We start from the raw sequence: 18,573 nt of genomic DNA, 5'->3' as shown, positions 1-18,573 counted from the left end.
CATGGCATCGTCATCGGTGATGCGCCGGGTCTCGTTGCGAAACCTGCGTGCGCACAAGCTCCGTCTGTTCCTGACGGTCTTCTCCATCGTCCTCGGCACGTCGTTCGTGGCCGGCTCCATCGTCTTCACATCGACCGTCTCCAAGGCGTTCAACGAGATCTTCGACTCCGCCGCACCCGGGGTGTCGGTGCAGATCACCCCGGAGAACAATCAATCGCCGGGGGTCCCGCAGGCCGTCATCGACGATCTCGAGGCCCGAAAGTCCGAACTCGGCATCGACCGGATCGTCGCCGACTACTCGGGTCTGGTGACGATCGCCAACTCCGAGGGCAAGGCGTTGCAGACCGGGGGTGCGCCGAGCATCGGCAGCGCATATCTGCCACCCGACGTCGCGTTGTCGCCGGACACCAGCAAACTCGAGCCGGGCGGGCGCGGGCCCACCAACCCGAACGAAGTCGCGCTGAATGCCTCGGCGGCGGAGAAGGCAGGTCTGAAGGTCGGGTCGAAGACGAAGGTGGTCCTCGGACAGGGCTCGGCCGAACCCCGCGAGGTGACGGTGGTTGGGCTGCTCGATCTGCCCGGTTCCACCGGCGGATACGTCAACGTGCAGTTCGATCAGGCGACCGCACGCACGCTCTTCTCCGACGGACAACATGTGGCCCAGGTGGACATGTCCGCGGCCGCCGGGGTGACGCCTGCGCAGTTGCAGGAACGCGTCGAGAAAGCCCTGCCCCCGGATCTGTACAAGGTGCGCACCGGTGATCAGGTACGCCAGGACGAGAAAGACAACGTCAACCAGTTCCTGACCATCTTCACCGGAATCCTGTTGGCGTTCGCGGCGATCGGGCTCATCGTCGGAACCTTCATCATCTACAACACCTTCTCGATGATCGTCGCGCAGCGTAATCGCGAGCTGGCGTTGCTGCGCGCGGTCGGTGCGAGCCAGAAGCAGGTGTCGCGATCGGTGCTGTTCGAGGCCTTCGTGGTGGGTGTCATCGGTGGTGTCGTCGGTCTGGGGATAGGAATCGGTCTCGCCGCATTGCTGAAGGCGCTGACCAGTTCCGCATCCGGATTGCCCCAGGCGCCCTTGCAGATCAGCGTGTGGGCGGTGCTGGCAGCCCTGTTCGTCGGCGTCGTCGTGACGATGGTGAGTGCGTGGGTGCCCGCGGTGCGCGCGTCGAAGGTGCCGCCGGTGGAGGCGATGCGATCCGGGATGGCCGAGGGCTCGGCGCCGTTGCGCGTGCGCACCATCGCCGGGATCGTCGTCGGCGTCGCGGGGCTCGCGGCCATCATCATCGGTGCCATGGGCGTGGGTCTCGGTCCGGCCATCGCGGTCGGGTGCGGCTCGGCCGCGGCGATCGCCGCGGTTGTCCTGGCCGGACCGGCCCTGTCGCGGCCGGTGGTCGGTGCGCTGGGAACCGTCATAGGCGCACCCTTCGGCAAGATCGGACGGCTCGCGCGGACCAATGCGGTACGCAACCCACGCCGCACCGCCGCGACAGCCTTCGCCCTGACCCTCGGCCTGATGCTGGTGGCCGTGATCGGCACCCTCGGCACCTCGTTCAAGGGCACCATCGACGACGCGGTCGACACGGGGCTGCGCGCCGAGTTCATCGTGGCGGGGGCCAATCAGCTGCCGATCCCCGGCGCGGTCGCCACCGCCGTGGAGGGCGTGGACGGTGTCGGGTCGTCGGTCAGCTTCGGCGTGGTCCGCGCCGAGGTGGACGGCAAGACCGTCGCCGGTTACGGCGCGCTCGGCGGCCAGCCGAACGACGTCGCCGTCATGGACATGAAAGACGGTGCCTCGCCGAACCTTCCGGCTGACGGGATGCTGGTCAGTGAACGCACGCGGAACACACAGGGGTGGGATCGCGGCGACGTCGTCACGTTCACCGGGCCCACCGGGGAACAGATCCCGACGACGGTGTCCGGTGTCTACGCCGACAACGAGGCGTTGCAACCGTGGATGGTGGGGCCGGCCGTCTACGACAAACTCGTCCCACCCCCGGCGCGGGTGAGTGCCACCATCTTCGTCACGCCCGCACCGGGTGTGCAGGCCGACGAGCTGCGACAGAATCTGGAGAACGCCACCGATTCGTATCTGACGGTTCAGGTCCAGGACCGCGACCAGTTCAAGAGTTCGGTCTCGAGTCAGATCGACCAGATGCTGGCGACGCTCTACGCGATGCTCGGACTGGCCTTGCTGATCGCCGTGCTCGGCATCGTGAACACCCTCGCGTTGTCGGTGGTGGAGCGCACCCGGGAGATCGGCATGCTGCGGGCGGTCGGCATGCTGCGATCACAGGTGCGGCGCAGCATCTACCTGGAATCGGTGCTCATCGCGATCTTCGGCGCCATCCTCGGGGTGATCCTGGGCAGTGTGATCGGTTGGGCACTGGTGCGGACGCTGGCCAAGTGGGGACTGGGGACACCGGTCCTGCCGTGGAGTCTCATCGTGATCACGCTCGTCGCGTCGGCGGTGGTCGGTGTCCTCGCCGCGCTGTGGCCGGCCGTCCGCGCGGCCCGGACCCGGCCGCTGGAGGCGATCGCCGAGGCCTGAGCCGGTGATCTGAACGATCGCCGGTCAGGTCAGCGGGCTGCCGGCTCCCGCTCGGGTTCGGCGGCCGGCACTTCGGCTGGGGTCATCTCGTCGGGGCTCACGACGGCCAAGATTGCGGCGCCGACGAGGATCACGATGCCCATCACGATGCAGGCGGTGTTCATCGGTCCGACAAAGGCGTGTCTCGCCTGGTCGGCGACCTGCTCGAGAGCGCCTGCCTGCGCCGGATACCGGGTGGCCACCGCATCGAGGGCGTGCAGCGCTTCGGCGAGTGACCGGGAGATGTGATCGCCGAGCTCGGTCGACCCGGTGGTCGCGACCACGTCATGGGTGATGGGCTCGATGTTGCGGGCATAGCCGGCGGCCACGATGCTGCCCGCGAGTGCGATGCCGATGGCGGCGCCGACCTCGCGGAAGGTGTCGTTCACCGCCGACCCGACACCCTGGTTGGCGGAGGGCGTGTTGGCCATGATCGCCGTGGTGGGTGGTGCCGTGGCGAAGCCCTGCCCGGCCGAGCCGAGCAGCAGCAGCGGAAGCAGGCCGAGGTAGGACGAGTAGTCGAGCACGCCCATCAGGATCAGGGCGACGCCGGTGAGCCCGACCCCGAGGACGAGGATGATGCGCAGCGAGTAGCGCACGGCGAGCCAACCGCCGATCGGCGACAGGACCATGATCATCGCGATCAGGGGCAGCATCGCGGTGGCGGCCATCAGCGGCGACATCCCGAAGTCGAGTTGCAGGCGCTGCAGCACCACGAAGAAGAGGCCCAGCGACGCGAAGAACTGCACGAGGACCGTGAACGCGCCGGCGGAGAACGACCGGTTCGAGAACAACCGCACATCGAGAAGTGGTGCGTCACGCCGATACTCGACCAGCGCGAAAACCACCGCCAGCAACAGCCCCGCGACCAGCGCCACGATCACGAGTGCGTCGTCCCATCCGCGGCTGGGCGATTCGAGCAGCCCGACGACGAACAAGAACACCGCCGCGGTCGACAGCAGGGCGCCGGGGAAGTCGAAGGGTTTCGGTTGGTCGTCCCGTGAGGTCGCGATCGTGCACGACGCCACGGCCAGCAGCACCGTGACGGCTGCGAACGTGACGAAGATCGACCGCCAGGTGAACCACTCGAGGAGGAATCCGCTCACGAAGAAGCCGCCGATACTGCCGGCGCCGGCGACCCCAGCCCAGATGGCAACGGCGAGAGGTCGTCTGGACTCGGGTAGTTCGGAGGTCAGCAGCGACAACGTGGCGGGCATGATCATCGCGGCGGCGACCCCGGCGAGTGCCCGGCTGCCGATGACGATCATGGGGTCGTCGATCCACAACGGCGGGAGGGAGGCGATCGCGAAGACCGCCAGGCCGACGACGAGCAGACCACGCCGGCCGTACCGATCGCCCAGCGCGCCGAACGGCAGGAGTAGCGCGGCGAGCGCGACGGTATAGGCATCGACGAGCCAGGTCATCTGCGTGGAACTCGCTCCGATGGACGGTCCGATCTCGGGCAGCGCGACGTTCAGCGCCGTCATCGCGCCTGCCACCACAGACAGAGCTCCGCAGGCGACACACATCAGCCAGATCCCGCGGGCCCCGATCCGATCCACTCGCTGCTGATCCGAGACCATCGTCTGACCATACATGTGCAGGCATGTGTATGTTCAGCGTGCGGTTAGGCTGACGGCATGGCACGACGCACGGGCTGGGGCGGCGAACTCCCGGTCGACGACACCGAGGCGGTCGCCCGGATCCTGTGCGCGGCGCGCCTCGTCATCGAGTCGGAGGGAGCCGACGTCAGTGTGACCCTGGTGGCCCGGGAGCTCCGGGTGACTCGGCAGACGGTCTACCGATATTTCCGCAGCGTGCAGGAACTGTTGGCGGCCGTGGCCCTCGATGCGGGACGGACGGCCGCGCCGACCATCATCGACCGCGTCCGGACGATCACCGACCCGGCTGCGGTCGTCGTGGAATTGGTGGCGTCGGCGATCGAGATCCTCACCACCGACCGGGTGCTGGTGTTCCTGCTCGGACCGGGCGCCAGCACGGGCCTGCTCGGCGGCTCGATGACGGGACAGGTCGCACGCGACCAGGCCCGGTCGATTCTCGACGAGCTCGAGTTCGACTGGCACAAGCTCGGATTCGACGACGACACGTTCGATCAGCTCGTCGAGTGGTGCCTGCTCGTGATCGGCGCCTACATCCACCGCCCCGACGACGAGATCCCGGAACCATCGCAATTGCGGACCTATCTCTCCGTCTGGATGAGGCCGTCGATCGAGGCGGCCCGCGGCGGAAACCGCGGCGCGCGACGTCGGCCGGCGGCCGGGACAATGACACAATCGGTGCCATGAGCCAGCCACCCGACGATCGTTGGGACCCGAATCGGGAACATCCGGACACCCGACGATTCGATCCCGCCGACGAGACGGCCGCCTACCGACCTGACGACCGTGCCCCGCGGATCCGCCGCCGGCAGGCCCTCCGGGTCCTTACGGGCCGCCGCAGGCGTACACCGAGGCGGCTGCCTACGGCCCCCCGTACGGGGAGCCCGGACCCGGTGAGCCGCCGCCGCCCAAGAACACCGGCCGCACGGTCGGGTTGGTGATCGCCGTGATCGCGGCGGTGGTGGTGCTGGCACTCGTCGGCATCCTCATCGCCCGCGGTTCCGGCTCCGACGACGCCGAGCAGACGGCCGGCGCGAGCTCGTCGTCGGCGACCACCACCACCGCGTCGTCGACGACCACCACCACGACCACGGAGGAGACGACCACCACCACACCGACGCCGACGGTGGCGCCGGGCGCGGTGGTCTACCAGTTGACCGGCAACGGCGACGTCATCGGGATCAGATACATCACCGGCACCAGGTCCGCGGTGGTCGCGGCCGCCGGGACCCCGTGGTCACAGTCCGCAACGGTCACCGGCAGCACCGCCGAGCTCAACGCGATCGTGATCCGTGGGCCGGTCACCTGCAACATCCTGCACGGCCGCGACCTGCTTGCCTCGTCGACGAGCAACGGCGGACCCTTACAGTGTTCGGCGCCGCTGCCCGCAGAGTGATCACGTCGCGGGGTTGTCGTCGCGCCAGGTGACGAGTTCCCGTCGCAGCAGTTTTCCGGTGGGGTTGCGAGGTAGTTCGTCGAGGAAGATGACGTCGCGCGGCACCTTGTAGCGGGCGAGATGCGCTCGGACGTGGTCGCGGATCTCCTGCGCCTCCGGATGTGCGCCGGGCGCCGGGACCACGAACGCCCGCAGGCGGGTACCGAACTCGTCGTCGTCGACCCCGATGACCGCGACGTCGTCGATGTCGGCATGCTCGGCCAGCAGGTTCTCCACCTCACCGGGGTAGACGTTCTCGCCGCCCGACAGGATCATGTCGTCGTCGCGTCCGTCGATGTGCAGCAGTCCGTGCTCGTCGAAATGGGCCATGTCGCCGGTCGACATGTACCCGTCGATGATCTGCTTGTGCCGGCCGTCGGTGTACCCCTCGAACGGCGCCGAGCTCCGGACGAACAACCGACCGCTCTGGTGATTGTCCGACAGCGGCTGGTCGGCGTCGTCGTAGAGACGTAGCCGCCCGGCCACCGTCGAGCGTCCGACGGTTCCCGGTGCCAGGCGCAGCTCGTGCGGTTGGGCGACGGCCGCCACGGCGACCTCGGTGGAGCCGTACATGTTGTAGAGGACGTCGCCGAAGGCATCCTGGACGGCCTCGCTCAGCGCCGGTGTCAGCGGGGAGCCGGCGATGACGATGGCCCGCAGTGCGCGCAGGTCGTACTCGGCGATCTTCTCCGGACCGAGGGCGAGCATCCGGTGCAGCATGGTCGGCACCGCGACCAGCATCTCGGCCCGGTGCTCGGCGAGCGCGGCCAGCGTCTTCTCGGCGTCGAAGCGCCGCAACAGGACCGCCTTGTTGGCCTTTGCGGCGGACACCCCCCACATGCCGAACCCGGTGGAGTGGAAGATCGGCGACACGATGACGACGCTGCCGCGTTCCGGGAAGGGGATGCGATCGACGAACATCGCCGAGGCGAATGGATTCATCTTGCCGCGCGGAGCACCCTTGGGGAGGCCGGTGGTGCCACTCGTGAGGATGATGAACCCGCCCGGATTCTTCGGTAGCGGCGGCAACGAGGTGTCGCCGGTGGTGGCGAGATCCTCGACGAGCGGGGCGTCGTACTCCCCCTGATCGCCGTCCGACCAGGTGAGGAAGCGGGGTATCTCGGCGGGCAGGGCGCTGAGGAGGCCGATGAACTCGCTGTCGTGCAGGACCGCCCGCAGATTCTCCCGCTTTGCCACCTCGGCGAACTGGGACTTGCCGAAGCCGGTGTTCATCAGTGCGACCTTGTAACCGGCCCGGCCCGCGGCGGTGATGGTCAGTAGCAGTCCGCGGTGATCGCGCGCCAGCACGCCGACGACCGAACCCGGCTCGATACCCGAGGCGAGCAACGCATTTGCGAGGGCATTGGCCTGGTCACTCAGCTCGCGGTACGTCAGTTCGCCGCGTTCGTCGGCCAATGCGGGCGCGTCCGGATACTCCTGCGCATTGCGCAGGATGAGCGAGGCCTGCGCACCCATGGTGTTGGCCCACTTGATGCCGCGGAGCATCCCCTTGAGATCGGTGAAGTCGAGGATGCCGGTCCGTTGCAGGACCACCGCACTCTTGATGTTCCGAACACCGTCGTCGAGTCGATCCTTCACCTCGTCGAGTACGCCTGCCATACGATCCCTGCCTCTCCACGCTGCGGGGCTCGTGTGATTCGTGGCCCCCGTCACACCATTCTGGCCTGCGCGGCCGTTCGCGTGGCCGAACTCAGCGTTTCCGTAGCACCAGAACGAGATTCGTCCCGAGCACCTCGCGCAGGACCGGCACGCGCATGACCCACCACAGCCAGTGCGGCAGATATCTGGGGAACGCGCCGGCGCGGTGCGCACGCGCGTCGACGCCGGCGGCCCACCGCAGGCCCTGCGCCGCGGTCACCGGGAACAGGGAGGTGCCGAACAGATTCTTCGGCGGATGTCCGTGCCGTCGGGTGTACCAGCGGGCCGCGCGGTGTCCGCCCGCGTAATGCGTGAGACCCATCTCGTGTCCGCCGAACGGGCCCCACCAGAGCGTGTAACTGATGATCACCGTCCCGCCCGGCCTGGTCACGCGCAACATCTCCTCGGCCATCTCCCAGGGCGCAGAGGTGTGTTCGACGACGTTCGACGACACGGCTACGTCCATCGACGCGTCGGCGAACGGCAGGCGGCGGCCGTCGCCGCGGACCGAGGCGCGATGTTCCAGACCGCCCGCGTGCATCTCCGAGGGATCCGGTTCGACCGAGATGTAGTGCGCCCCGCGTCTGTCGAATGCCTCGGCGAAGTAGCCCGGGCCGCCACCGACGTCGAGAATCACGGCGCCGTCGAGGGGAGCCGGATGCCAGTCGGCGACCATCTGCGCCGTGTCGTCGGCGATGGCGCCGTAGAAGCGAGCGGGATCGCTCTGTTCGAAGCGGAAGTCGTTGAGCAGGCGGGCCGCCCGCGACAACGTCGCGTGGCGGGCGAAACCGGTCGTCGAGCGGATCATCGGGGAGCCGACCCCTGCTCATCGACCTCCGATCCGCCGGCGGCCTCCGCGGCGAGTTGTCTCAGTCCCGCCACGAAGGTCCGCAGCGCGAAGACGAACTCGGCTCGCAGATCTTCCGGCAGCGCCGGTAGCACCGTCGCCACGGAAGGGAACCGGTCGGCGTCGAGCCGACGGTAGTACTCGGTGATCGTCGCCCGCCCCGGCGCGGCGTCGTGGGACTCCTGCAGGGCATATCCGACGATGAGCCGGGCGAGGGCGTGATCGGCCGCCGCGGCTCTCGTGGGCGACAGCCCGGCGGCGAGGAGCAGTCGCAGAGACTCCTCGTATCGCAGCAGGCCCATCGGACCGAAATAGATCTGTCCGGCGAACAGCGCGGCCGAGTGCGGGTTCCGGCGCAGCGTGTCGAAGGCGATGATCGCAGAGCCCTCGACCACCGAACTCCAATCATCTCCCAGGTCCGCCGCCGCGATGTCGGACACCGCGTCGCGCATGACGCGTTCGGCGAGCCGCGTGCACAGTTCCTCCAGGCCGCCTGGCAGCTGGCGATACAGCGTGGAGGTCGAGGAACCGAGTCGTCGGGCCAGAGCACGCATACCCAGTCCCTCGATCCCGCCGGCGGCGAGCAATGCCAGCGCCTCGGTGAGGATCTCGTCGAGGGGCATCGGTGGTCTGCCACCGGCGGTGCGGTGCGCTTCGGCCGTCTCGGGCGGCGACTCGCGCCACCAGTCGGGTGACCCGAATTCCGGGCGATCGGTGGTTTCGGGCATCGGGGTGGCCTGGTCGTCCTAGCTGTTCGTGGAGGCGGCGAAATCACCGGTGGAGCGACGGGTCCGTCTCAACTAGGGTTGTAGACGTGCGTCGGGGTTTCGGCTACAGTGTAGCCGCAACGGCAATGCAGCCTGCATCTGGATGGGACCCCAGGGTCCGGACGCGGTGTGGAGGGGACGCCACGTACGGCCTTGGGAACCTCTCCGACGTTCCGGCGCCGATCGGTACGCTTGTCCTGCGATGACCGATTCGATTCATGTCCTGCTTCTCTGCTGGCGCGACACCGCCCACCCGCAAGGTGGCGGCAGTGAGCGCTACCTCGAACGCGTCGGCGCCGAGCTGGTGGCCCGGGGCATGCGGGTCACCCTCCTCACGGCCTCCTACCACGGCGCGCCCGACGAGGAGATGCGCGACGGCGTCCGCATCCTGCGTGCCGGTGGCCGTCTCTCGGTCTACCCACGAGCGCTCGCGACGATAGCGCTCGGCCGGTTCGGTCGTGGACGGCTCGCACGGACCGCGCCCGACGTGGTGGTGGACACCCAGAACGGCATCCCGTTCTTCGCCTCGCTCGTCGCGCGTGCGCCGACCGTCGTCCTGGTTCATCACTGCCATCGCGAGCAGTGGCCGGTGGCCGGCCGGCTCCTCGGCAGGCTCGGCTGGCTCCTCGAGTCGCGGGTGGCGCCGCGCGTCCACCGTCGGAACCGGTATGTGACCGTGTCCGGTCCGTCGGCCGCCGAACTCGCCTCCCTGGGTGTCGACGAATGCCGGATCACCGTGATCCGCAACGGGATCGATCCATTGACCGGACCGGCCGCCGATGCCTCGCATGCCGCGGAGACGGCCACCCGCCTGTGCGTTCTGTCGCGGCTCGTGCCGCACAAGCAGGTCGAGGATGCGCTGGCGGTGGTCGCCGAGCTCACGCACTCGCGTCCGGATGTCCACCTCGACGTGATCGGCGGTGGGTGGTGGTCGGACCAGTTGCGCAGTCGCGCGGCCGAACTCGGTGTCGATGACCACGTCACCTTTCACGGCCATGTCGACGAGGACCGTAAACACGAACTCCTGTCCCAGGCGAATGTGCACCTGATGCCCTCCCGCAAGGAGGGATGGGGCCTCGCCGTGATCGAGGCGGCACAGCATCAGGTCCCGACCATCGGTTATCGGAGCTCGGTCGGGCTCGTGGAGTCGGTCGAGCACGGCGTGACCGGGCTCCTGGTGGACGGCGTCGACGAACTGGTCAGTGCCACCAGGAAACTCATCGACAATCCGGACGAGGCCGCCCGGCTCGGCGACAACGCGCAACGTAAGGCGGCGGGCTACTCCTGGTCGGCGACCGCGGACGGTTTCATCGAGGTGTTCGACGACGTGCTGCCCACAACGCGGCGCCTGCGCTCGCCAGCACCGTCGCCGACCAGAGCAGATGCGCACTGATCACCACCGTGCGTGACGTCGCGGACGCATCCGTCCCCTCCGCCGGGTCGTCGATGCGGTAGAGCGTCAGGTCCGCGCCCCGGAACACCGCTGTCGCCTCCTCCGCGAGCGTGGCCGGTGGTGCATCGTTCTCCACCACCACCCAGCCGACGCCGAGGGCGGCCAGCGATGACGGCGATCCGCCGTCGTGGAGTGCGGCGTCCACGTCGGCTCCACGCCCGGCCGCCGGGTCCACCACGACTCCGTCGACGGTGAGCGATCCCGAATCGGTGACCGCCGCGCGCACCATCCGCGGCAGCGGGTCGAGGGATCCGACGTCGGTGAACCGGTAGCGGCGAACGGCGCCGGTGGGCCATACCGCGACCGCACCGCGGTCGGACGGGACGATACGGGCGACCGCGGCCCAGTCGGCCGGATAGGTGATGGGGCGGATCTGACCGCCGACCCCCCAGGCGAGGTCCGGTAGCGGCGCGACGATCAGCAAAGCCGCCCCCGCCAGTGCGAAACCGGCCGGAACCCAGCGCCGGACGGCGATCACCGCGCCCGCCGCGGCCACCGCGAAGAACGGCACCATCAGTGCCAGGTATTTCTGGGTGTCCCGGAACAGTCCGAAACCCGGCACCTCCGCGGCGAGCCGCGACAGTCCGTCGGCCACCGGGCCGAGCGTGGCCACGGCCACGACGACGGCGGTCGCCCCGGCCAGCACGGCAAGGGCGCCGATCAGCCGGTCGTGCCGAGCCCGATGAGACCAGAGCCACCGGCTTCCGACGGCGACCACGATCAACAGCAACAGTGTCGCCACCGCCGCCCACCAGATGGTCCGGCTCGCGGGCACCGCGTCGGCGTTCCAGATGCCGCCCAGCCCGAGCACCGTCCCGAACGTGCCCAGCCCGGATTCGGCGCGCGCCCCGAACACGGTGAAGCCATCGGCACCGGTGGTCGCCGGGGCGGTACCCGCCAGGGTCGCGGTGAGCCACGGCAGAGCGCCGAGAAGCCATATCCCGCAGAGGGTTCCGGCCGCACGCCATCGCCGTCCGCGGATCAGCGGGAGGGCGGTCAGTGCGAGGAGTGCGATGGCGGCGAGGATCGAGCCGGTCGGTGTGAAGCCTGCGCACGCCGTGGCGGCCGCGAGCTGAGCCCATGCCGGCCACCCGGGTCTGCGGATGACCTCGACGGCCCCGACCACGAGCCAGCCGAGCGCCGCATACGACACCATCAAACTCCAGTGGCCCTGCAGAAGGCGCTCGGCCACATAGGGATTCCAGATCGCGACGAGAGCGGCGGCCACCGCGCCGCTGCGGCCCGCGGATGGCACGAGGCGGATGGCCATCCGCCCGTAGCCCACCCCGGCAAGGGTGAGCGCCGCGAACGTGATCGCGGTGACCACCACCCCGCCGTCGACGATGGTGCTGAGCGTCGCGACGACCCAGTCCTGGGGGACCGCACGCGGCGCCACGTCGCCGAGGCCGAGCGCGGGATCGGTGACGAACGAGCGGGGTGTGGAGACCGCGTCGCGGTAGAGCAGATGTCCCGAACGCAGGATGGGACCCAGGATCAGCGCCGACAGTCCGGCGGAGACGAGGAACAAGGTCGGCAACAGATGCCGTGGGGAGGTCATCGCGTCTCGTCGGGTGGGCTCGTCGATGATCAGCGTCGTGGACTCAGTAGTGGTAGGTGTCCGACGGCGCCGGAACATGATCCGGATCGTCTTCGTAGACGGTGGACGACCCGATCCCGTACGCGCGCGCCAGATCGAGGATCTTGGTGGCCCGTGCGATGCGGGGGAGGTCGGAGCCGTTGCGGATCTCGCCACCGTCCCGCTCGAACTCCGCGAAGAACTCTTTGGCCCAACTGATCTCGTCGTGGGACGGCGACAGCCCCTCGTTGACCGGATGGCACTGGTCGGGGGTGAGGCAGATCTTGCCGGTCATCCCGAACTCGGCGCTGACCGCGGTGGCCTCGGAGAGCTTCAGGGCGCTCGAGCCGACGGTGGGCCCGTCGATGGCGCTCGGCAGGTGAGCGGCCTTGGCGGCGATGGTGAATCGTGACCGCGCGTAGGCGAGGGTCGCCGGGTTGTCCCGAATCCGGTGTCGCGGCGGAAATCGCCGATACCGAAGGCGAGGCGGAAGGTGCCCTTGGCGGAGGCGATCTCGCCGATCCGCTCGAGACCGCGTGCGGTCTCCACCAGCGCGACGATCGGGACACCGGGCAGGCGCTTCGCCGTCTCGCTCACATGATCGACAGATTCCACCATCGCGAGCATCACGCCGCCCACCGATGTGGTGGCCAGCGCCGCCAGATCGTCGGCCCACCAGGGCGTCCCGAATCCGTTGACGCGGACCCAGTCGGAGTGACCGTCGGCCATCCACCCGATCACGTTGTCACGCGCGGCGATCTTGTCCTTCGGAGCGACGGCGTCCTCGATGTCGAGCACGACGATGTCGGCGCGGGACTGCACGGCGGGTTCGAATCGGTTGACCTGCGCCCCGTTGACCAGCAGCCAGCTGCGCGCGAGTACCGGATCGATGCGGAATCCGGCCGGCCCGTCGGCTACTTCGTCGGTCGTGTTCTGGTCGTACATCGGGCTTTCTCACGTTCGGATGGGCTCACTGTCATTACCATCGTTGCCTATCGGCGTCCTCGGGTGCAAAGTGCCCCTTCCGGCCGTGCGGCACCTCCGACATGCACACTTGACCGCATGGTGGAGCGAACCGACCGCGGCGCGCTGGCCGGTGCCCTCGGCTGGGTGGCCGCCGGGTCGATGGTCGCGAACGGCTGCGCCTACCTCATCCATCTGACCGCTAGCCGGTGGTGGCTGAGCACGGCCGAGTACGGCGAATTCGCGGTCGGGCTCTCGGCGATGCTGGTGCTCGGCGTCGCGGCGCTGGCATTGCAGGCGGTGGTCGCCCGGGCGGTCGTACAGCACGTCGCCCCGGCCCGGATCCGTCGCATCTCACTGCTGACCGTGGGCGTGGTGATCGTGCTGGTGGGGGTGGTGGCCCCGCTGATGGCCTGGTTCGCGTCGATGGGGGTGGACGCGGCGCTGGCGGCGTTGTCGGCGGCACCCATGCTGGCGGTGATCGGTGCGGGGCAGGGGGTACTGCAGGGTCGCGGACAGTTCCGGCTGCTCGGCTGGGTGCTCGCGGCGGTCGGGGTGTTGCGCACGGTACCGGTGATCGGGGTGCTGGCCGTGGGGGCCGGACCGACCGGCGCGCTGGCGGCCGGTGCCGTCGGCGCCGGCGTGGGTGCCGTGCTGGTGGCGTGGGCCGTGCGGTCGACGGGTGCCGCGCGGCCGACGGTGCGCTCGGTGACGCCGGGTGGGCTCGATCTGCTCGACGTGGTCCGCGCCTCGGGTGTCCAGTTGGTGCTGATCGTGGCGGCGTCGGTCGATCTGCTGCTGTCTCGCACGGTGTTGTCGCCCGACGACGCAGGGATCTACGCGCTCGGGGCGATCGCGACGAAGGTCGCGTTCTGGCTGCCGCAGGCCGTCGGCGTGGTCTTCTATCCGCGGTTGGCCGACCCGGCGATCTCGAGGCGGTCGCTGGCCCATGCGGTGATGGTGGTCGCAGCGATAGGGGTGGTGCTCACCGCGGGCGCCGCCGTCGCGGGACCGCTGGTGCCGGTGATCGTGCGGCCGGAGTATCAACCGTTGGTCGGGGTGCTGTGGCTGTTCGCCTACACCGGCTCTGTGCTGGCCGTGCTCCAGGTCGCGCTGTTGTCGGCGATCGCCCGCCAGGCCACCGCGATCTCGCTGGTCACCTGGGTCTCGGTGGGCGCGGAGGTGGTGGTGATCCTGACCGTCGTCCATGGCATCGTCGCGCTGGCGGTGACCGCGGCCGTCACCGCGACGGTCGCCGCGGTCACGACGACGCTGGTGGGTCTGCGTCCGGGGCGGCGTTCGGACGCCATCGACGTGGCCGCCACGCGGGAATGATGACCGCCAGCCCGACGATGATCGTCGCGACGCCGGCGACCGCGGCGAAGATCGGCACCACCCGGCCCCACACGGTGATCGGCGAGGCGAGTGCGGTGGCGTGCTCACTCAGCCGTTGTCGGGTCCGGTCGTCGTAGGCGAAGGTCGCGGACATGTTGGTGAGCCGCTGGTCGGGCAGGGCGGTGTCGATGAAGCGATAGCTCTCGTCGACGGTGATGTGTGCGTCGACGATGGTGCCCGTGGTGGTGTCGACCGCGAGTTCCCATCGACCGCTGTGGTGCAGCGTCGCGCTCACGTCGCGAGCGGGGTCGACGCCCGGGACACCGAACCAGCCGGCCGGCCGCGTGATGATCGTCGGCGGGGTGCTGTTCGCGTCCCCGTTCTCGATCTGGTGGAGGTCGGTGTCGGGGACCACGGCGACGAACCGCGCCACGTCGCGCCCCTCGACCGTGGTGTCCCCGGTGTATCGCAGCGGCACGGTGCGTCGGGTCGTCACATCGAAGAAGGTGTGGTCGGAGGCGGACACCCCGAACGGCATCAGGTAGGTGAAGCCGTCGCGGTCGGGAACCCGGATCGGGGCCGAATTGCTGTCGTACTGGATCTCCGAACTGCCGTGTTGGTCTGCGGCGGCGGTGAGGTCGGGGAGTGCGGTGACCCGGTCGAGGGTGATGCGGTCGCGTACCGCTCCCAGGATCGGATCGGTGCACGATGTCTCGCCTGCGGCCGGTTTCACGTCGCTGCCCGGTCGCGGGGCCTCGGGATCGGTCTCACGGCCGTCGATCGTGAGGTGCTCGGCCCGCACCGACGTCCCGGCCTGCAGCGTCACCCGGTCCGCATCGGCGGGCCGGACCGCCACGAAACGTTGCTGCCGCGTCACGTCGGCGTCCACGACCCGGGCCGTCTGCGAACTCAGCGAACACCTGTCCAGGACCCGGGCCGGTGCGGTCGCCGGCGCGACGGTGGTGATGTCGGTGCTCAGCGGAATCGTGCGCAGGTTGTCGACGAACAGTGTCGGCAGCGCGATCGCCGCCGCCAGCAGGAAGCCGCCGACAAAGATCAGTACCGGTCCGATGAGGTCCTTGGTGGAGAGACGACTCGGCCCGGGCGACGACATACCGGCGAGCGTACTGGGCCGCACCGGTCGCCACCGAAACCCGCCGACCGTGCCCAGGTTCCCGCCGATCGTGCCCGTTTTCCACCGATCGGGCGCAGTCGACGGGTGCGACGGTGACGATCGGTACCCTGGTTGACCAGCATGACCACCACCGCAGGCAGTCCCGACCGCACACCCGATGTCGTCGGCGAGACGCGACGCTTCTTCCCACAACTCGAGGGAATGCGCGCGATCGCCGCGCTCGGGGTGCTGACCACGCACGTCGCGTTTCAGACGCGTGCCGTCGAGTTGCCGGTCGTCGGGCCTGCGCTCGGCCGCCTCGACCTCGCGGTGGCGCTGTTCTTCGGGTTGTCGGGGTTCCTGCTGTGGCGGCCGTGGGTGGCCGCGGCCCACACACAGGTGTCGCGGCCGTCGGTGGGCCGCTACCTGTCCCATCGGGTGATCCGGATCTGGCCTGCCTACGTGGTGGTGGTGGTCCTGGTGTTGACCCTGTTGCCGGATGCGAAGAACGCCGACCTCACGGTCTGGCTGGCCAACCTCACCCTGACCCAGGTCTTTGTGCCGCTCTCGTTGACGGCTGGTCTCACCCAGATGTGGAGCCTGTCGGTGGAGGTCGCGTTCTACGCGCTGCTGCCGCTGATCGGCTTCGCCCTCGTGCGATTCCGGGCCCGCGACGACGGGCCGGGACTCGTCGGCCTGCGGATCCCGGCCCTGCTCGGCCTCGGACTGCTGAGCCTCGGCTGGGCCTGGGTGGCCATGTCGCTGCCGGTACCCGCGGGCGTGGAACCGAAGAACTGGGTCTTCGGGCACCTGCCGTGGTTCATCGCCGGGCTGATCCTGGCGGAGGTGGCCGGGGCGATCGAGCTGCACGAGCGGCGGCCGGTGGCGCGCTGGATGCGCGTCGCCACCGCCGTCGGTGCGCGACGGTGGTTGATGGCGGCGGTGCTGGTGGTGGCATATGTCCTGGCATGCACCCCGCTCGCGGGCCCCACCGGCCTCGGGAACCTGTCGCCGCTGCAGTTCGCCACCAAGATGGTGCTCGGCGCTGTCTGCGGCCTGGCCGTGCTGGCGCCGCTGGTGTGCTCGGACGGCGCCGGAAGCGAGGCGAGCGGGCCTGCTCGTCGCCGCCCGTTCCGTCTGCTGACCTCGTCGCCGATGCTCGCACTCGGCCGCTGGTCGTACGGGATCTTCATCTGGCACCTCGCCGTGCTCGCAGTGGTGTTCCCGCTCTTCGGCATCGTCCCGTTCGGTGGTGACTTCCTGCTCGTGTGGACCATCACGGTGGCCCTCACCATCGGTGTCTCCGCGGCCGGCTACGCCTTCATCGAAGAGCCGGCGCGCCGATGGCTCCGCAGCCGCGAGACAAGACGAGCCCGCACCGATGGACCGTCCAGCGTGACCAACCACACCGTCAGCGATACCGCGATCAGGGCCGGTAGCTGAACCCACCAGTCGAATCCGTGGTAGCCGTCGGACGCGTGCCATGGCCCGCTCGCCAGGCCCAGGGTCGCGAGCAGCATGGCCGCGAAGACCGTCGCGACTCCGGTCCGAGGCCGTAGCCAGAGCGAGATGCCCCCCAGCAGAACCGATGTCGCCAGACCCCACCAGCCGGTCAGCAACCATGAAGTGCCCAACCATGACACAGCGGCCGCCGCGGTGACCCACCCCGGGGTGACCCCGTCGCGTGGTCGGTCGTCGTCGGCTGGGTCGACGTCGTCGGTGCTCCGCCGTGGCCACCACGCGAGGGCGAGCAGAAGGGCGACCAGTGCCAGACCCAGGCCGAGTGACCACCGGTAGAGCGAGTCGAAACGATAGGTCAGCGTGACGGTGCCTGCGGCACCGGGCGGGACCAGCCAGCCCTGCTGCCAGCCGTTCATCACCACCGGCTTCAGCGGACGGCCGCCGAGATCGGCCTGCCATCCGTTGTTGGTGCTCTCCGGGACGACCAGGATGCGTTGGCGTGCAGCAGAGTCCACCTGCACCGAGCGGTGTGTCGACGACCAGTCGGTGACCTGCGGGACCACCGGCGACGACCCGCCGTCGTCGGGGGCGCCACGGACCGGCAGGGACACCTGGTCGACGGTGAACGCCGCTCCGGGGTTCACCGACAATTCCTGTTCGCCGCCACCGAGTTCCACGCCTTCTGGTGTGCACGGTCGTGCGACGACGGGCTCACCGGCCCGCAGCGCGGCCGCGGTGGTGCGCACCGACATGCCGATCACCTGCCCCGAGACGGTGAGGCCGATGCCGGCGTCGCAACCGATTTCGACGATGCGGTCGTCGGCGGGTGGTGCCGGCGGAGCCGGACTGATCTGCACCTCGCTGATCCCCGCCGGAGCCGGCCGGGCGAAACCGAGATTGTTGACGTCGATGAGATCGGCGGTCTTGGTCACCGTGAGGTCGATGCGGTCGGTGACCGCCGAGTCCAGCTGAACCACACCGTCGCGCCCGACGTCCCGGATCTGCGGCCCGGTACCGAGGTCCACGCTCACGCGGCGGGGGGCGGCGGGGTACCGCTCGGGAGCGACCAACCGCAAGCGGTCGACACGCTGAGGGTGCGGGAACCGGATCACCAATTCCGGCTTGTCGCTGCGCTTCGTGTCCGACGACTCGTCCGTCGACGAGGAGGACTCCGGTGCGGTCCACGTGGTGCCGACGTCACCGTCCACCGCCGCCGCGGCGTTGCCGCGCGGGTCGTCGACGCCGGTCGGTCCATCTGCGGTGATCTGTCCGGGCGCGGAGATGAGTGCACGCAGCGCATCGCCCGACTTCGGTCGCAAGACCACGCTCGGGTCGACCTCGGTCGGTGCAGGCACCGACAGTGAGCGGGTGAAGATCCCCGGTGTCTCCGGGCTGAGGCCGAGCCCGGGTGTGCATCGCTGGACGTCGCCGTCGGCCACACATGCCGACCGGCCGGCCAATTCCTCGGTGAGCAACCAGCCCGACACCCGCGTCCCGGCGGGTGGCGGCGGCAGCACCGTGCGATGGCGGATGGTGAGTGGTAAGCCGCTGGACAGGTCGGCGAGCGCCAACTCGCCGATGGCGAACTGGTTGCCGCCCCGGCCATCTGCCGTGCTGATGGCGCGGATCTGCATCCACCGGGTGGGGCCGCTCGGGGCCGTGACGGTCACCGGTTCACCGGGCTCGACGCCCTGGGTGACCGAACTGCCGGCCTCGGTGGACACCAGGATGCCGCTCACGTCCGA

Annotated in this window: 12 protein-coding genes and 1 pseudogene; 6 read left to right on the top strand and 7 right to left on the bottom strand. The window is 69.4% G+C overall.

Features of this window, described 5'->3' with window-relative positions:
* Nucleotide 1: 1 nt before the first annotated feature.
* On the top strand, nt 2-2,560 hold the full coding sequence (locus tag GTV32_RS13020; protein ID WP_161060676.1) for an FtsX-like permease family protein: 2,559 nt from the start codon (nt 2-4) through the stop codon (nt 2,558-2,560).
* Nucleotides 2,561-2,589: 29 nt separating this feature from the next.
* On the opposite strand, the gene GTV32_RS13015 is transcribed toward GTV32_RS13020, so the two are convergent.
* Nucleotides 2,590-4,182 (bottom strand): MFS transporter, encoded by a 1,593-nt coding sequence (locus GTV32_RS13015; RefSeq protein WP_161060675.1) that lies wholly within the window; start codon nt 4,180-4,182, stop codon nt 2,590-2,592.
* A 57-nt stretch (nt 4,183-4,239) separates the two neighbouring features.
* On the opposite strand from GTV32_RS13015, the gene GTV32_RS13010 reads away from it, so the two are divergent.
* Together GTV32_RS13010 and GTV32_RS23460 are read left to right on the top strand one after the other, a co-directional pair.
* On the top strand, nt 4,240-4,905 hold the full coding sequence (locus GTV32_RS13010) for a TetR/AcrR family transcriptional regulator (protein WP_161060674.1): 666 nt from the start codon (nt 4,240-4,242) through the stop codon (nt 4,903-4,905).
* 250 nt (nt 4,906-5,155) lie between these two features.
* Nucleotides 5,156-5,614, top strand: coding sequence for a hypothetical protein (locus tag GTV32_RS23460; protein ID WP_343287313.1), 459 nt, complete (start codon nt 5,156-5,158; stop codon nt 5,612-5,614).
* Here GTV32_RS23460 and GTV32_RS13000 read toward each other — a convergent pair whose 3' ends face one another.
* The 3 genes from GTV32_RS13000 to GTV32_RS12990 form a co-directional block, all read right to left on the bottom strand.
* On the bottom strand, nt 5,615-7,273 hold the full coding sequence (locus GTV32_RS13000; protein ID WP_161060673.1) for an AMP-binding protein: 1,659 nt from the start codon (nt 7,271-7,273) through the stop codon (nt 5,615-5,617).
* 91 nt (nt 7,274-7,364) lie between these two features.
* Nucleotides 7,365-8,120, bottom strand: a complete 756-nt coding sequence (locus GTV32_RS12995; protein ID WP_161060672.1) for a class I SAM-dependent methyltransferase — start codon at nt 8,118-8,120, stop codon at nt 7,365-7,367.
* Entirely contained in the window at nt 8,117-8,887 is a 771-nt protein-coding gene (locus tag GTV32_RS12990; RefSeq protein ID WP_161060671.1) for a TetR/AcrR family transcriptional regulator C-terminal domain-containing protein, read from the bottom strand. Before GTV32_RS12990 ends, GTV32_RS12995 begins: the two co-directional genes overlap by 4 nt.
* A 241-nt stretch (nt 8,888-9,128) precedes the next feature.
* Between GTV32_RS12990 and GTV32_RS12985 the strand changes: the two genes are divergently transcribed.
* Entirely contained in the window at nt 9,129-10,319 is a 1,191-nt protein-coding gene (locus GTV32_RS12985; protein WP_161060670.1) for a glycosyltransferase family 4 protein, read from the top strand.
* Here GTV32_RS12985 and GTV32_RS12980 read toward each other — a convergent pair.
* Together GTV32_RS12980 and GTV32_RS12975 are read right to left on the bottom strand one after the other, a co-directional pair.
* Complete coding sequence (locus GTV32_RS12980) at nt 10,234-11,937, bottom strand: hypothetical protein (protein ID WP_161060669.1); 1,704 nt, start codon at nt 11,935-11,937, stop codon at nt 10,234-10,236. The two genes, GTV32_RS12985 and GTV32_RS12980, sit on opposite strands and share 86 nt — an antisense overlap.
* A 43-nt stretch (nt 11,938-11,980) precedes the next feature.
* A pseudogene (locus GTV32_RS12975) lies at nt 11,981-12,900 on the bottom strand (CoA ester lyase).
* A 117-nt stretch (nt 12,901-13,017) separates the two neighbouring features.
* Between GTV32_RS12975 and GTV32_RS12970 the strand changes: the two are divergent.
* Entirely contained in the window at nt 13,018-14,253 is a 1,236-nt protein-coding gene (locus GTV32_RS12970; RefSeq protein ID WP_202421787.1) for a polysaccharide biosynthesis protein, read from the top strand.
* Here the strand turns inward: GTV32_RS12970 and GTV32_RS12965 are convergent.
* Nucleotides 14,180-15,367, bottom strand: a complete 1,188-nt coding sequence (locus tag GTV32_RS12965) for a DUF3068 domain-containing protein (RefSeq protein ID WP_161060668.1) — start codon at nt 15,365-15,367, stop codon at nt 14,180-14,182. The two genes, GTV32_RS12970 and GTV32_RS12965, sit on opposite strands and share 74 nt — an antisense overlap.
* Nucleotides 15,368-15,508: 141 nt before the next feature.
* Here GTV32_RS12965 and GTV32_RS12960 point away from each other — a divergent pair, with 141 nt between their 5' ends.
* Nucleotides 15,509-16,810 carry an acyltransferase gene (locus GTV32_RS12960; RefSeq protein WP_161060667.1) on the top strand — a complete coding sequence of 434 codons (1,302 nt, stop codon included), beginning with the start codon at nt 15,509-15,511 and terminating at the stop codon, nt 16,808-16,810.
* Nucleotides 16,811-18,573 lie beyond the last annotated feature (1,763 nt).

This window comes from Gordonia sp. SID5947 (assembly GCF_009862785.1).
Classification (GTDB): Bacteria; Actinomycetota; Actinomycetes; order Mycobacteriales; family Mycobacteriaceae; genus Gordonia.
The sequence above is the reverse complement of the archived record's forward strand: the minus strand, read 5'-3'. Positions and strand labels throughout refer to the sequence as shown.